General features: G+C 62.7%; 14 protein-coding genes and 1 pseudogene. 6 read left to right on the plus strand and 9 right to left on the minus strand.

Features of this window, described 5'->3' with window-relative positions; translation table 11 throughout:
* The first annotated feature begins 205 nt into the window (after positions 1 to 205).
* Positions 206 to 460, plus strand: a complete 255-nt coding sequence (locus ACIQ3Q_RS16770; RefSeq protein ID WP_396270331.1) for a helix-turn-helix domain-containing protein — start codon at positions 206 to 208, stop codon at positions 458 to 460.
* Between the two features lie 10 nt (positions 461 to 470).
* Positions 471 to 1,805, plus strand: a complete 1,335-nt coding sequence (locus tag ACIQ3Q_RS16775; protein ID WP_396270332.1) for a type II toxin-antitoxin system HipA family toxin — start codon at positions 471 to 473, stop codon at positions 1,803 to 1,805.
* A 46-nt stretch (positions 1,806 to 1,851) separates the two neighbouring features.
* Here the strand turns inward: ACIQ3Q_RS16775 and ACIQ3Q_RS16780 are convergent, their stop codons facing one another.
* The 3 genes from ACIQ3Q_RS16780 to ACIQ3Q_RS16790 all read right to left on the minus strand — a co-directional run bounded on the left by ACIQ3Q_RS16780 (position 1,852) and on the right by ACIQ3Q_RS16790 (position 3,643).
* Positions 1,852 to 2,298, minus strand: a complete 447-nt coding sequence (locus ACIQ3Q_RS16780; RefSeq protein WP_396270333.1) for a type II toxin-antitoxin system VapC family toxin — start codon at positions 2,296 to 2,298, stop codon at positions 1,852 to 1,854.
* A complete protein-coding gene (locus ACIQ3Q_RS16785) occupies positions 2,295 to 2,531 on the minus strand; it encodes an AbrB/MazE/SpoVT family DNA-binding domain-containing protein (protein ID WP_396270334.1) in 237 nt (78 codons plus the stop codon). Before ACIQ3Q_RS16785 ends, ACIQ3Q_RS16780 begins: the two co-directional genes overlap by 4 nt.
* A 119-nt stretch (positions 2,532 to 2,650) precedes the next feature.
* Positions 2,651 to 3,643: a hypothetical protein gene (locus ACIQ3Q_RS16790; RefSeq protein WP_396270335.1), complete on the minus strand. Its 993-nt coding sequence runs from the start codon at positions 3,641 to 3,643 to the stop codon at positions 2,651 to 2,653.
* A gap of 129 nt (positions 3,644 to 3,772) precedes the next feature.
* Here ACIQ3Q_RS16790 and ACIQ3Q_RS16795 point away from each other — a divergent pair, with 129 nt between their 5' ends.
* A complete protein-coding gene (locus tag ACIQ3Q_RS16795; RefSeq protein ID WP_396270336.1) occupies positions 3,773 to 4,252 on the plus strand; it encodes a hypothetical protein in 480 nt (159 codons plus the stop codon).
* Positions 4,253 to 4,434: 182 nt separating this feature from the next.
* Here the strand turns inward: ACIQ3Q_RS16795 and ACIQ3Q_RS16800 are convergent, their stop codons facing one another.
* Both ACIQ3Q_RS16800 and glmS read right to left on the minus strand, forming a co-directional pair.
* The gene (locus ACIQ3Q_RS16800) at positions 4,435 to 5,793 is read right to left on the minus strand and encodes an RES family NAD+ phosphorylase (protein WP_396270337.1); all 1,359 of its coding nucleotides are present in this window, start codon (positions 5,791 to 5,793) and stop codon (positions 4,435 to 4,437) included.
* A 326-nt stretch (positions 5,794 to 6,119) separates the two neighbouring features.
* A complete protein-coding gene (glmS, locus tag ACIQ3Q_RS16805) occupies positions 6,120 to 7,958 on the minus strand; it encodes a glutamine--fructose-6-phosphate transaminase (isomerizing) (RefSeq protein ID WP_396270338.1) in 1,839 nt (612 codons plus the stop codon).
* Positions 7,959 to 8,116: 158 nt separating this feature from the next.
* Here glmS and ACIQ3Q_RS16810 point away from each other — a divergent pair, with 158 nt between their 5' ends.
* Together ACIQ3Q_RS16810 and ACIQ3Q_RS16815 are read left to right on the plus strand one after the other, a co-directional pair.
* Positions 8,117 to 8,596: an Lrp/AsnC family transcriptional regulator gene (locus ACIQ3Q_RS16810; RefSeq protein WP_396270339.1), complete on the plus strand. Its 480-nt coding sequence runs from the start codon at positions 8,117 to 8,119 to the stop codon at positions 8,594 to 8,596.
* A gap of 66 nt (positions 8,597 to 8,662) precedes the next feature.
* Positions 8,663 to 10,453, plus strand: a complete 1,791-nt coding sequence (locus tag ACIQ3Q_RS16815; RefSeq protein ID WP_396270340.1) for an ATP-binding protein — start codon at positions 8,663 to 8,665, stop codon at positions 10,451 to 10,453.
* A gap of 11 nt (positions 10,454 to 10,464) precedes the next feature.
* Here the strand turns inward: ACIQ3Q_RS16815 and ACIQ3Q_RS16820 are convergent, their stop codons facing one another.
* Together ACIQ3Q_RS16820 and ACIQ3Q_RS16825 are read right to left on the minus strand one after the other, a co-directional pair.
* Positions 10,465 to 11,379: a GGDEF domain-containing protein gene (locus tag ACIQ3Q_RS16820; RefSeq protein ID WP_396270341.1), complete on the minus strand. Its 915-nt coding sequence runs from the start codon at positions 11,377 to 11,379 to the stop codon at positions 10,465 to 10,467.
* A 30-nt stretch (positions 11,380 to 11,409) separates the two neighbouring features.
* Positions 11,410 to 11,703 (minus strand): annotated as a pseudogene (locus ACIQ3Q_RS16825) (c-type cytochrome); the annotation flags it as partial.
* 6 nt (positions 11,704 to 11,709) lie between these two features.
* On the opposite strand from ACIQ3Q_RS16825, the gene ACIQ3Q_RS16830 reads away from it, so the two are divergent.
* Positions 11,710 to 11,856, plus strand: coding sequence for a hypothetical protein (locus ACIQ3Q_RS16830; protein WP_396270368.1), 147 nt, complete (start codon positions 11,710 to 11,712; stop codon positions 11,854 to 11,856).
* Positions 11,857 to 11,867: 11 nt separating this feature from the next.
* Here ACIQ3Q_RS16830 and ACIQ3Q_RS16835 read toward each other — a convergent pair whose 3' ends face one another.
* Positions 11,868 to 12,491: a pentapeptide repeat-containing protein gene (locus tag ACIQ3Q_RS16835; protein ID WP_396270342.1), complete on the minus strand. Its 624-nt coding sequence runs from the start codon at positions 12,489 to 12,491 to the stop codon at positions 11,868 to 11,870.
* Positions 12,491 to 14,374, minus strand: coding sequence for a methanol/ethanol family PQQ-dependent dehydrogenase (locus ACIQ3Q_RS16840; RefSeq protein WP_396270343.1), 1,884 nt, complete (start codon positions 14,372 to 14,374; stop codon positions 12,491 to 12,493). The genes ACIQ3Q_RS16835 and ACIQ3Q_RS16840 overlap by 1 nt, the downstream gene beginning before the upstream one ends.
* Between the last annotated feature and the right edge of the window lie 54 nt (positions 14,375 to 14,428).

A 14,428-nucleotide genomic window follows, 5' to 3' on the forward strand; every position in this document is an offset into this window, starting at 1 on the left:
GAACAGGCTCTCGGTGAAGGTGTCGGCGCCGCGCATAGGTCTCTCTCAGATCGAGATGCTCACATTGTCCTCGCTGCGCCTCGCTCGACCATCACAACCGGTCGGTATTTCAGCAGCCTGCTAAGCGATTTCTTGCATTTATCGCCAATGCCGATAAAATATGAATATCGGCTTTAGCGATGCGCCTGCCGCGCCGCCTTGACCCATGACACAAATCCTCTCCGTCCCTAGCCAGCTTGGCTTGGTGCTGCGCGCTGAGCGCAAGAGCGCCAAGCTGAGCCAGAAGCAACTGGCCGCCAAACTGGGCCTGAGCCAAAACCGCGTGTCTGAGCTGGAGACCGACCCAGGCTCTATGCGGGTGGACCAGCTCTTGGCCATCTTCGCTGCGCTGGGCCTTGAATTGCAGGTGCAGCCCCGGGGCGGTGCTGGCGTGCCGCCCGCAGGCCAGGTGGAGTGGTAGGCAGGCCAGCATGGGACGCGCCACCAAAACTCGGGCCCTCTCCGTCTGGGCCAATGGCGAGCGGGTCGGCACCTGGACCCTACCGGCCCGGGGCGACATGGAACTCGTCTACGACGCGGGCTGGATGGCCTCAAAGGCCGGGCGGCCGCTGTCGCTCTCGCTGCCCTTCACCGGCGAGCAGGCCTTGCGCGGTGCCCCGGTCAGCCACTACTTTGACAACCTGCTGCCCGACAGCGAGTCCATCCGCAGGCGCCTGGCCACCCGGTTCAAGACCGACACCCTAGAAGCCTTTGACTTGCTCGAAGCCATTGGACGTGACTGCGTAGGCGCCATCCAACTGCTGGGAGCAGACGAGCAGCCCGCCACGGTCACCCGCATAGAGGGCACCACGCTGGACGAGGGCGACGTGGAGCAACAGCTGTTGCTGGCGGCAGGCTCAGGCGGGCACCCGCGCGCGGAAGACGACGAGCACTTTCGCCTCTCTCTGGCTGGCGCCCAAGAGAAGACCGCGCTCTTGTGGCATGAGGGCCAATGGAAGCGCCCGCACGGGGCCACGCCCACCACGCACATCCTGAAGCTGCCCATCGGTTTGGTGGGTGCGCGCAAGGCCGACTTCGGGACATCCGTAGAGAACGAGTGGCTTTGCATGGAGCTGCTGCGCGAGCTGGGCCTGCCCACCGCCAAGACGGCCATGCTCCAGTTCGGACGGCAGAAGGTGCTGTGCGTGGAGCGGTTTGACCGGCAAATGCACTCCTCCGGCACCTGGCTGATGCGCCTGGCGCAAGAAGACTTTTGCCAAGCCACCGGCACAGCGCCGCACCGCAAGTACGAAGCCGATGGCGGGCCAGGCATGGCCGACATCGCGCAACTGCTGGTGGGCTCTGTGAACGCACAAGCCGACCTCAAGAACTTCCTCAAGACGCAGTTACTGTTTTGGATGATGGCCGCCCCCGACGGCCACGCCAAAAACTTCAGCCTGCGCATCTTGCCGCGCGGCCGCTACGCGCTGACGCCGTTCTACGACGTGATGTCCATCTGGCCCGTAGAGGGCAACAGCGCCAGCCATCTCTCTTGGCACAAAGCCAAGCTCGCCATGGCGCTGCACAGCAAGAACCGGCACTATCACTTCAAAAACATCCAGCGCCGCCACTTCAATGCGGTGGCTGCAAAGTTCTTCCAACGCGAGAGTGCGGAGGATGTCATTGAAGAGGTGCTGGAGGGCCTGGCGCCTGCCATTGCGGCCGTGGCGGCGAGGCTGCCTGCGGACTTTCCAGAGAAGGTGGCGAGCGCCATCTTTAGTGGGGTGCGGCGGATGGCGACGGTGTTGGCCGAGTCAGCTGCCTGAGTTGCACGGGCGCTCACGCCTGCAACAGGGCTCAAGATCGCCGCCCTTAGGGCACCAGCACCTTTGGCACCCAGCCTTTGTCGGCTGCACGTTTGGCGAACCCCTTGTCGTCGAAGGTGGCCAAGGCGTCGCAGTGGCGGCTGCTGGCGTGGTGCAGGGCGTCGGCAAAGTCAAAGCCCTGGCCCAGCGCATCGCAGGCGCTTTGCAAGGCTTGCCGGTCTTGCAACTGCACATGTGGCATGGCCAACAAGTGGCTAAAAACGGCGGCCACGGTGTCGGGCGGCAGCTTGTAGAAGCCGCGCAGCACCCACTCCAGTTCCAGTGCCACGGTGGTCGGCACAAACAGGGGTTTGCCGCTTTCGAGCAATGCACGGGCGCTCTCGCATTGCTGGGCGGTGGCCGCATCGGTGTTGTCGGCCTGCACGTAGTAGCGGGCCAGCACATTGGTGTCCAACCCCGTCAAACGCGCCGTGCGGTGGGGGCGCTGACTCATGGCTTGAGCAGGCTGGCGGCGTCCCAATCGGCGGGCACATGGGGGCCACTGACCTTCACCATGCCAAAGCCCTGCTGCGGCAGTTGACGCACCGAGGGTGTCGGACGCAGGGTAATGCAGGTGGCGTCGTCACTGATAGCAAACTCCACAGCCTGCCCGGGCACCAGCCCTAGGCGCTGGCGCAGGGCTTGGGGAATGGTGACCTGGCCTTTGCTGGTAAGAGTGGACAGCATGGTCGTGATCCGGTGTTGAGGTAGTTGGGCGGGCTTAGAGAGCGAATTGTATTACCAAGTAAGAAAACAGGTGCTGACTCTGTAGACTTTGGAAATCGATAGACGAACGCCTTACCCCCTCACCACGGAAGTTGCCCCTTCAGCTCATCCAGGGCGAGCTGTACTCGGTCGTCAGCCTTGTCTTGCAGGCTGAGCGTCAGCGACAGCAGGTCTACCGTGGCGGAGTCAGGCACTAGCGCTGGGCTGTAGCTCCACAGCTGCCATTCTTGTGCGCCATCCTCTGGCATCGGCAGCTCTCGCACCCCGGCATCCACCGCAGCCTTCCAGTCGGCTGTGGTCATCGCATACACCGGCCACTTCGGCTCGGCCAGCATGGAATGGTGGGCGAGTGCGCTGACGCCCGCCATGCGGCCGTGCGAAGGTGCAAGGCCCTGGTGGCCGCCTTCCACCCAAACCACGCGCCTGACCGGCGTTCGCAGTGCGGGCTTGGCACGCTCCCAGAGCTGCTCGGGCGGCAACTCCATGCGCAGCCAGCGCGTGCGGCCCACCGTGTAGGCGGTGGCTAGCCCGGCCGCGGTCAGCTCCTTCACCGCGCGCGACAGCGTCATGGGCGTATAGCCCAAGTCCGCTGCCACCTTAGAGGGCAGCCAATCGGCTTGCCAGGGCTGGCGCAGCAAGGCGGTGATCAACATGGCTTGGGCCGAAGGGCTCAGCGCATCTACAGCCACCACATGCCGCCGAAAGTACTCGCGCAGGTCCAGCCCCAGGTCCGGCAGATAGAGCTGGTTACCCGGCACGATGAACGGCACCTTGTGCTCGATCAGGCGGCGGCGCTCATAAGAGGCCAGAGCATCCGTCACGTAAACCGCAGGCTGGCCAGCCACGGCCATCACCTTGTTCAGCCAGGTCCGGATGTCGCTGAGGGACTGTTTGTCCTTTGCACGACTTATCGCCAGGACAACGGGCCGCCCCAGCAACTCCAGCTCGCTGAACTGGAAGGCGTCTCGCAGGAAGTACGGCAGCTCCTTGGCGCGGGGCCAGGGCTTTACGTCTGGCGCTTCTAGGCCTAAGACCTCGCGGAGGTAGTGCAGAACGGTGCTTTTGGGAATCACTGCATCTCTTATATAACTATATTTAGCACAATAACATTTATATTGTTATTATGCAATACAGAGTTATATTTCATCAACGCCACGGTCGACAAGGCACACACCTGCCCAGGGCTGGGCGAGGCAAGCCGCATGCACCACTTCAAGAGCACCGCCTTTGGCCACAGGCCGCAGTTCTTCATGGCGGCCATGGGCGCAGTCCTCAGCCCCTTGGCGGGCCACAGCGGGCGCTTTGAGCCTGCGCTGCAACAGGCCGCGCGGGACCAGCAAGCCCAAGATGAAGCGCAGATGGAGTCCGACTATCTGGGCCTCAAAGCCACCGAGCAGACCTTGCTGTGGCGCATGTTGAGCCAAGGGCCACGCTTTCGCCCGTATGACGCCGAAGCCCTGCGTTTCTGTCGAGAGAAGCTCGGCCGCCCCGTCAGCGTGCAGCAGGCGCAAAAGGCTTTGGAGTCGCTTCGGCAGCGCACCCCGGCCTTTGTCCGGAAGTCGGCGCAAGGGGAATATGCGGTGAAAGACGCGGCCATGCACCGTTGGTTTCAGGGGCGCGTGGAGGGCGGGCGATGGCCGCCTGCATCGCCTCAGGAGAACCTGGGGCTAGAGGACGATTGATGCGCATCAGTCCGGTCTGGCGTTCCTTGATGAACATGAGAATCTTCCGAGCTGTTACGGCCGCTACTCTGCTAACCGATCGGCTGCCCTGCCGCGGAAACAGTCTAATCCGACAGAAGCGCGGACGACGACCCTCCGCTGCAAATGGGTCAGTCAGCGGCAACCAGCCACGGCGCGCGAAATCACGACTGCACGCGTACTTGGTGGTCTCTGCGAGAGATCTGGATTCCAGTGATTTCGTGGATCGCGATCATGTCCTTCACAAGCTTTAAGGTCTCTGACGAGTGGTCGGGGCGAGCCGAAGGCCAATCGACGACATCGTCGAACCCGTCGGCCGCTGAAGCAGTTGCGGATCGCGGTTCCACGATCCAGGGATCGATCCACGTGTCACCTTCTTCGCGCTCCCACAGATAAGCCTTGCCGAGAGGCTTGCCCGACGCGCCAACGACACCTGAGGCACGTGCGAACAGGGCGATGTTGAACCCTTCGGCGAGGTCGGCGTCCCGACGCTGCACAGACGGATAAATGATTCCGTCGATCGGAGCCTTCTCTCGGGTAGCGAGGTAGTCGGCGATCACTTGAGTCACAAGGTAATCGCGTTCTTGCAGATCGGGCATCACCGGTTGAGCGAGGCGCAAGGACAGGGTCTTCAGGAAGTCGCGGCGCTGCGCCATCGCCGTTGTGGCGGGGTCGAAGTAGCTCAGCCCGGCGGGTATGCGAACTCGCTCCAGGCTTCGGAGGTCGAGCAGACGGACCGGACGGACGAGTTCGAATGCAGCCGTAGCCACCCAGGCGCCAACTGGCGGACGAACCTCGGCCATCGCCACGTCGACCGTTGTTGCGCCATAGAAGGTTGGCTGACCCTTTGCATTCATGCGGCCTGCCTGGCCGATCCCAGGCGCGGGCGTCCCGAGGAGGCGTGCCGGGTGGCCGAGCGCTTCGGTAAGGTGTTGCTCGAGTTGGAAGACTCGCGCGCGGAAGAGTGTCGTCAGCCCAGTGCCAGGGCCCGCGACGATGACAACGGGCTGCCCGTCGTCCGTGTCGTCCGCATCGATGTTGCCGAGCACTGTTTCGAGTACGCGCATCGCCATAGGGTTCACGTAGCGGGCTTCCTGCTGAAGGCTTTTGTTCATTTGGCGCCAAGCGCTGCTTACGGGCTCGCCAAGATCGGCCCGCAACCGGAACCAGGGCACTTCAGCCGCGTCCTCAAGCGAATACTTGCTTTGCATAGTTTGCCGGTCGAACCACAGGAAATTCAAGTCTTCAACCAGGTCGTCGATTGCCTCGCTACGAACGACGTTCAGATCCCCGAGCGTCTCCTTAAGCGGAGATCCAGCCGGGTCCCGCTCGTAAATGACCACGGCATCGTCCAAATGCGTGGGCTCGAAATGCGTGTCCAGAACGCGGTCGCATTCGTAGGCCACGTCGAAGAGCCTGGCACACGGTCGATCCATCTCGCAGTAGTGGCAGACCTGCTGCTCAGTCTTTAGCGTCTGACGAAGGTACGGCTCTTTGAGGCAATCGAGGCAGATGTAGCGCATGCGTCGATTGTGAGCCAGACATTGCGTCTGGAGCGCAAACTGCAGGTAGGCTCGCGTCGCGAGCCCAACAGCATCGGCCTCACAGGGCTCGACTGCGTGCCGGCTGAGGCAGGACGAGCTTGGGCCTGTCGGCACCATCTTCGGGCCAAGTCCATCCGGAGCAGAACTGCAGATTGATCTTGAGTGGTCATGCAGGTGCGTCGAGTTGGACGGCCGCTTCCAGACTGAAGTTGCCACCCCTCAAGCGCCAAACCTCGCATCAGACTCTAATGCACTGTCTCAGACATTAATGGCAAAGAACAGCAAAGCGCCCAAGCCTGTAACCGTCATTCGACGGTCACAGATTTTGCGAGATTTCTGGGCTTGTCCACATCCGTCCCCCGCGCACACGCCGTGTGATACGCCAGCAACTGCAGCGGCACAACGTGCAAGATGGGTGACAGGGCGCCGTAGTGCTCGGGCATGCGGATGACGTGCAGGCCGGGGCTGGATTCGATCTTGGTGTCGTCGTCGGCAAACACAAAGAGTTCGCCGCCGCGGGCGCGCACTTCTTGCAGGTTGCTCTTGAGTTTTTCGAGCAGGGCGTCGTTGGGGGCGACGGTGACCACGGGCATTTCGGCCGTTACCAGGGCCAGGGGGCCGTGCTTCAGCTCGCCGGCGGGGTAGGCCTCGGCGTGGATGTAGCTGATCTCTTTGAGCTTGAGCGCGCCTTCCAGGGCGATGGGGTAGTGCAGGCCACGGCCCAGGAACAGGGCGTTTTCTTTGCGGGCAAAGGCTTCGGCCCAGGCCACGACTTGGGGCTCCAGGGCCAGCACGGCTTGCAGGGCCACGGGCAGGTGGCGCATGGCTTTGAGGTGCTGGGCTTCTTGCTCTTCCGTCAGGTGGCCGCGCACTTGGGCCAAGGCCAGGGTCAGCAAGAACAGGCCGGCCAATTGGGTGCTGAAGGCCTTGGTGCTGGCCACGCCCACTTCCACGCCAGCGCGGGTGATGTAGGCCAGCTTGCACTCGCGCACCATGGCGCTGGTGGCCACGTTGCAGATGGTCAGGGTGTGCTCCATGCCCAGGCTGCGGGCGTGCTTGAGCGCAGCCAGGGTGTCGGCCGTCTCGCCGCTTTGGCTGATGGTGACCACCAGGGTGCGCGGGTCGGGCACGCTATCGCGATAGCGGTATTCGCTGGCGATCTCCACATTGCAGGGGATCTTGGCAATGCTTTCCAGCCAGTACTTGGCCGTCATGCCTGAGTAGCTGCTGGTGCCGCAGGCCAAGATGAGCACGCGGTCAACGTTTTTGAACACGTTGTAAGCGCCGTCGCCAAACAGCTCGGGGGTGATGCCTTCCACGCCCTCCAGGGTGTCGGCCAGGGCGCGGGGCTGCTCGAAGATTTCCTTCTGCATGTAGTGGCGATAAGGGCCCAGCTCGGCCGCGCCGCTGTGGGCCTGCACGATCTTGACCTCGCGCTCGGTGGGCTTGAAGCGCTCACCATCGCGCGCCAGCACCCAGTGCTTGCCCAATTGCAGGTCGACCACGTCGCCCTCTTCCAGGTAGACGATGCGGTCGGTCACCCCGGCCAGGGCCATGGCGTCTGACGCCAAGTAGCGAGCTGTCGGGTCGGCATCGCTGCCCACGCCCAAGATCAGGGGCGAGCCTTCACGGGCGCCCACCACGCGGCCGGGCTCGTCGCGGCAGAACACGGCAATGGCGTAGGCGCCCTTGAGGCGCAGCACTGCGCCCTTGACGGCCTCCAGCAGGTCGCCGTCATAGAGGTGGTGCACCAGGTGGGCGATGACCTCGGTGTCGGTTTGGCTCTCAAACTCGTAGCCTTTGGCTTTGAGCTCGTCGCGCAGCTCGTCGTGGTTTTCGATGATGCCGTTGTGCACCAGCGCAATCTGGCCGCGGCTGAAGTGGGGGTGGGCGTTATGCACGGCCGGGGCACCGTGGGTAGCCCAACGGGTATGGGCAATGCCGGTGCCGCTGGCCACGCCGTCGTCTTCCGTCATGGTGCGCAGCTCGGCCACGCGGGAGGTGGAGCGGCTGCGGCGCAGCTCGCCGCCCTGGTGCACGGCCACGCCGCAGGAGTCATAGCCCCGGTACTCCAGGCGCTGCAGGCCTTGCACCAGGATAGGAACGATGTTGTTTGCGCTGACGGCGCCGACGATGCCACACATGCTTTGAATACTCCCGTTGCTGCGGCCAGGGCCGCGTTTTGCGATGGGGCAGATCGTAGCCCTGCACTTAAGAATTAAGCTTTCAATTTTTCTACGCCAATGAACTTTTAATTCACATCACGCGTTCATAGATTATTTATTTCATTTACGATACATAGATGGATGAATCAATCACCCTAGACGAGCTGGATTGGCGGCTGCTGGACCTACTGCAAACAGACGCCAGCCTGACCAACCATGCGCTGGCCGCTGCGGCGCTGTGCAGCCCAGCCACGGCACTGCGGCGCGTCAAGCGGCTGCGCGAGGGAGGCGTCATCGAGCGCATCTCCGCGCTGGTGGCGCCCACGGCGGGCGGCCAGGGCCTGAGTGCGATCTGCGAGGTCTCTCTAGACCGCCAAGGCGCCGAGCACCAAGCGGCGTTTGAGGCCCGGGTGCTGGCCCACCCAGCGGTGCAGCAGTGCTGGCAGGTCTCGCCGGGGCCTGACTTTGTGCTGGTGGTCTGGGCGCCCAGCATGGCGGCCTTTGCGGCGTTGACCCAGGTGTTGTTCACCCAAGACGCCAATGTGCGCAATGTCAAAAGCTACTTTGCGCTTAAGCGCAGCAAGTTTGCGCCCAGCATTCCCAAGCCCCTCGCGTAATCCCTAAAGCGGGTTAATTTGAGGCTTTGCGGACGGGTCTTTATGCATAGACTGGCCGTATTGGCCATGAGTACGAGTACCCCCACCCTCTATGACACGCCGCCGGACTCGGCGGCGGTGGAGCAGCAGATCCGCATTGCCCAAGCGGCCATGGTGTTCGAGCGTTCCCGCAAGACCACCATGCTGGGTATTCCCGTGGCGGCGCTGCTGTGCTGGCTGATGTGGTCTTACACCCCCATGGGGCTGCTGATATTTTGGTTTGCCGGCAAGTGCCTGACCAGTAGCGCACGCCTGTGGGTGACCATGCGCTTCAAGCGCGACGACCCCGCCAAAGGCCCGTATTGGGTGCGCCGCTTTGAATGGACACTGTTTGCCGACGGCGCCATGTTTGGCTTGCTGGGCTCAGTGATGCAACCGCCCAACGACCCGGTGATGGGCGCCACCCTGTTGACCACCGTGGTGGCCATTGCTGGGCTGGCCCTGGTGGTCATGGCCATGAGCTTCAGAACCCTGGTGGCCATGGCTTTGCCGCTCTTAGTGCCGGGCATCTTCTATCACCTCTTTTTGGGCACGCCAGTGGGGTGGTTCACCGCCTTGGGTTTGAGTGTCTTCCTGTTTATCGTGATCTCCGAAGGCAAGCGCTCGGCCGAGCACACGCGCTCGATGCTGCGCCTGCGCTTCCAAATGGATGACCTGGCCCGGCAGCGCCAGCAAGCGCTGGACTTGGCCCAACGCAACAGCGCCGTCAAAGACCGCTTCTTGGCCACCATGAGCCACGAACTTCGCACGCCCCTGCACGGCATGCTGGGCCTAGCCCGGCTGATTGAGGCCGATCACCAGCCGGCAGCCAAGCCCGAACAAGTCAGCCATTTGCAAATGCTGCAACGCACCTGTGAGCACCTGCTGGGCGTGATCAACGACGTGCTGGATTACTCCAAGATCGACGGCGGCCACATGCAACTGGCGCAGCGCCAATTTGACCTGCGCGCGCTGCTGGAAAGCGTGATGGCCGTCTCCACCGCGCAGGCCGAAGAAAAGGGTCTGAGGCTGAACCTGATGTGCAACCCCATCGGCGAGCATTGGGTGGTGGGCGACCCAACCCGCCTGCGCCAGATCCTCATCAACTTGGTGGGCAATGCGGTGAAGTTCACCGAGCATGGCGGCGTGTCTTTGCGCAGCCACCACCAATCCGATGGCAGCACGGTGATTGAGGTGCAAGACAGCGGCGAAGGCATACCGGCTGACCAATTAGAGGCCGTGTTCAGCCCCTTTCATCAGGTGGACGACACCGACCGCCGCCGACACGGTGGCACGGGCCTGGGCCTGACCATCTCACGCGAGATTGCGCGGGCCATGAAGGGCGAGCTGGTGTGCCAATCTCAACACGGACATGGCACCACCTTTAAGTTGACGCTGAGCCTGCCGCCCTCAGCGCCGATGGTGCAGTTCGATACCCACATCAACCCCTCGGTGCCACTGGACGACCTCAAGGTCTTGCTGGTGGAAGACAACCTCGTCAACGCGCTGGTGGCTGGTGCCATCTTGAAGGCGCTGGGCATACAGCATGACCAAGCGGAAGACGGCAGCCAGGCCGTCACCCGCTATGCCGCAGCCCGCTACGACCTGATCTTGATGGACTGCCAGATGCCCGGCATGGACGGCTTTGAGGCGACACGGCAGATCCGCGCGCTAGAGCAGATCACCGGCCAAGCCCATGTGCCCATCGTGGCGCTCACGGCCAACGCGCTGGAAGGCGACCGCGAGCGTGCGCTGGACGCCGGCATGGACGACTACCTGGCCAAGCCCTTCACCGATGGCGACTTGGCCACGGTGATCCGGCGCAATGTGCAGCGCTGAGGGTCAGCCCCTCAGGCCAGCACGCACTGGTCACGCCCCTGACGCTTGGCTTGATAGAGCGCTGCGTCGGCACGGCTGACCAGTGCCTGGGCAGACTCCTGCGGCAAGGCCTGGGCCAAACCGATGGAGACGCGATAGCCCACGTCCGGGTCATGGCGCAAGGGGCGCGAGGCACGCACGGACTCCAGCAAACGCTGCATGACTTGCTGGGCTTCGCTCAAGGCGATGCCTTGCAGCACCACCATGAACTCCTCGCCGCCCACGCGGCCGCAGGCGTCCACCCGCCGCAAGCCGGCTTGCAGCAGGCGCGCAAAGTCGCGCAGCACGGCGTCGCCACCGGCATGGCCGTAGTTGTCGTTCATGTGCTTGAAGTGGTCCAGGTCCGCCATCGCCACACACAGCGGGCCGGGCTTGCGCTCGGCCAGGCAGAGGTCTAACTGCTCCATCACAAAGCTGCGGTTGCCAATGCCGGTCAGCGAATCCATCAAGCTGGCCCGCTGGGCCTGGTCTCGGGCCACGCGCAGGTCACGGTGGTCGCGCGCCAGGTCGCTGACATCGGTGGCCACGCACAGCATCCAGCCACACTCGTCCACCGTCTCGGTCATCAAGATCCAACGGCCATCGCAGAGGTCGGCCTCAAACTGCCGATAAGGCAGCTTGCCTCGGCGCGAGGCCGCCGAGGCCAACCAAGACTCAAAGTCGTCGGTGTCAATCAGCGCACCGCGCCGAGCCGTGTAGCTGTGGCGCATCATCTCCGCCCAGGTGGTCCGGCCACCGGCTTCCACGGCCAGGGCCTCGCAAAAGGCTGGGTTGGCCCACTGCAGCCTGTCCTGGCTGTCAAACAGCCCCACCAACACCTTAGAAGGGGTCAGCAGGCTGTGCATCAGTTCAGGCGAGAGCAAGTTCAGGGACGCGGTGTCGGGCATCCCTGCTTGTCGGCATCAATGCATGGCGGCTTAAGACCCTTCCTTTGCTCGCTGTGCGTCAACATTGGTGGTGCGCTTGGGAGGATCAGTCGGCCTGGTCTCAACGAAACTTCGGATCGCCCAAATGTCCTGCTCCGACAACACCCCTTTCCAAGGCGCCATGTGCACCACGCCAGCCCGCACCTTTCCTTCATTGACCGAGCGAAGGAAATAGCGGTCCACATCCGCCGTGCAATCTGCTTTCAAGCTGACTTCTCGGAGACGGCGGCAGAAGCTGTCAAGGCGACGCAGATCCGGGGCCTCGGCCAAGGGCTGGCTAGCGTCTTGCCCATGGCACTCGGCGCAGTGCTGACCATAGAGCGCTTGGCCTGCTTGAACGGCTGCGGCCTGGCCGCGCCAAGCGTTGTCTTCTTGGGCCAGCAATGGCCCGGTCAAGCAGAAGGCCAGTCCCAAGGCACGAAGAGCCCGCGATGGTGAGAAACACAAACTCATTGCCAGTCCTTGGGGCAGGCCTTGCAGCCCTGCAGATTCGCATCCGGGAAAATGGTGAAGCGCAGGTGTGCCCCCTGCATGTCGGCATTCAAGAGATTGCTGCCTACAAACTTAGTCTCCTGCAGTTCTGCATTGATGAGCTTGGCGCCAACAAACCACACCAAGTTCACACGGGCCGCCTCCAAGCTGGCGCTCGTCAGGTCTGCACCGCTCATATCGGCGCGGAACATGCGCGCTTGCGCCAGATTGGCACCCACCAGGCGAGCGTTCTTGAAAGATGCACCCGGGGCGTTCAAGGCATAGGCCTGCACAGCGGTCAAATCAGCACCGTCGAGCACCGCACCGGCCAAGTTGGCGCTGCGCAGGTTGGCGCGGGCCAATTGGGCTCCGGCGAAGTTCACGCCACGCAGGTCTTTGCCCACCAAGTCGGCATGCCGCAAGTCTGCGCCTGGGCAGTGCGCATAGGGCCAGAGCCTGCAGCCATTGATGACCGTGACCTCGGGCGGACTGGCCGGACTTGCAGGCTGCGCCCAGGCGGGTGCAAGCCCGCCTAGCGCTGCCCACAGCGCCATCCCGCACAAGGCACCGGCCAGCCCATCTGGGATTGCCGGTGCGCGCATCACTTGGACGCGACCTTAGCGGCCTTGGGCAGCTTGAACACCCAGTAACTACCACCCTGAGTGACTTGCTTGGTCAGGTCGGCCATGTCTCCACCCCAGAGCGGCACCGCACCGCCGTAACCCGAGGACAAGCCGATGTACTGTTCGCCATCTTGCTCCCAAGTGATGGGCACCGAGACGACGCCAGAGCCCGTCTGGAACTTCCACAGCTCCTTGCCGTTCTTGGCATCAAAGACCTTGACAAAGCCGTCCGAAGTGCCCGTCACCAGCAAGCCACCGGCAGTGGTCATGGTGCCGGCCCACAGCGGGAACTTCTCCTTTTTTTCCCAAGCGATCTTGCCGGTCTTGGGGTCGATGGCGCGCAGGATGCCCACATGATCGTCATACAAGCGCTTGATGCGGAAGCCTTGACCCAAATAAGCAGAGCCCGCTTTGTAAGTCAGGTTCTCAGTCCAATAGTCCATGGCCCAGTGGTTGCCCGGGATGTAGAACAAGCCGGTGTCGGGGCTGTAGGACATGGGCATCCAGTTGGTGCCACCCAAGAACGGTGGCGAGACAAAAACCGCCTTACCCTTGTCTTGACCCGCCTGAGGCTGTGGCGGACGGTTACCCGTCTCGATGGGTCGGCCGGTCTTCAGGTCAAATCCCTTGGCCCAGGTGATGCCGTCTACAAAGGGCCAAGCATTGATGAGCGACGTGGGCTTGTTCGGATAGCCCGCACCGGTGGCCAGCTTGCTGCGGTCCGTCACGAAGAAGAAACCGTTACGGTCCGCATGGGCGCTGGCCTTGACGGTTTTGCCGTCTTTGTCCTTGTACTCAAACAGCACCACCGAGTTATTGCCAGAGAAGTCCCAAGCATCGTTAGGCGTGTGCTGGAAAAAGCCCTTCAGCTCGCCAGTGCTCGCGTCCACATAGGCTTGGCCCGAGGTGAAAAGGCTGTCCCAGTTTTGAGGATCGTCGCCTTCCTTGGTTCGCTTCCAGGTGTTCCACGGCGCTGGGTTGCCCGCGCCAATCACGATGGTGTTGGTCTCCGCATCAAAGGCTGCAGACTGCCACGGTGCGCCGCCACCATGGTTCCAGGCCTCCACCAGGTTGCCGTCCTTGTCTCTTGGCCAACTCGGAGCTTTGGGGTCACCCGTGGGTGTGCCCGGTTTGCCCTCCAAGCGGCCGGTATGGCCCTCGACCAGGGGTCGAGCCCATACTTCAGCACCGGTGTCTGGGTCGCGGGCAAAGAGCCAGCCCACAACGCCGAACTCGTTACCTGACGAGCCGTGAATCAACAGCACACGACCGTTCTTCTCTTTGACGATGGTGGGGGCACCTGTCATGGTGTAGCCGATCTTGTGGTCACCGAATTTCTCGTTCCACACCACCTTGCCGGTAGCGCGGTCGAGCGCCACGATGCGGGCATCCAAGGTACCAAAGTAGACCTTGTCGCCATAAATGGCAGGGCCACGGTTGACCACGTCGCAGCACGGGCGGATGTCATCCGGCAGGCGGTGCTCATACATCCACAGTTGCTTGCCAGTCTTTGCGTCCAAGGCATGGAAGCGCGAGTACGAGCTGGTCACATAGATGACACCGTCGTGCACCAGGGCCTGAGCCTCTTGGCCGCGTTGCTTCTCACCGCCGAAAGAAAAGCTCCAGGCCGGCACCAGTTGGTCCGCATTCTTGGTGTTGATCTGTCGCAACGTGCTGTGGCGCTGGGTCTTGAGGCCAAGACCGTAGTTCAGCACGTCCTGGCCGGTCTTGTCGTCGTTGGCAATGTCTTCCCAACTGACGTTCTTGACAGCAAAAGCCGAGGTGCTGGCGGCACCGAGTGCAACCAGCGCGGCGGCAGCCAGCGCTTGAAGGATACGTGGGGATGATGAGTTCAGGGGCATGGATGTCTCCTTGTTGTGGGTGAATGCAGTCTAAGAATTCAAGCTTGAGGCGTC

The organism is Ideonella sp. (assembly GCF_044358605.1).
Taxonomy (GTDB): Bacteria; Pseudomonadota; Gammaproteobacteria; order Burkholderiales; family Burkholderiaceae_C; genus Ideonella.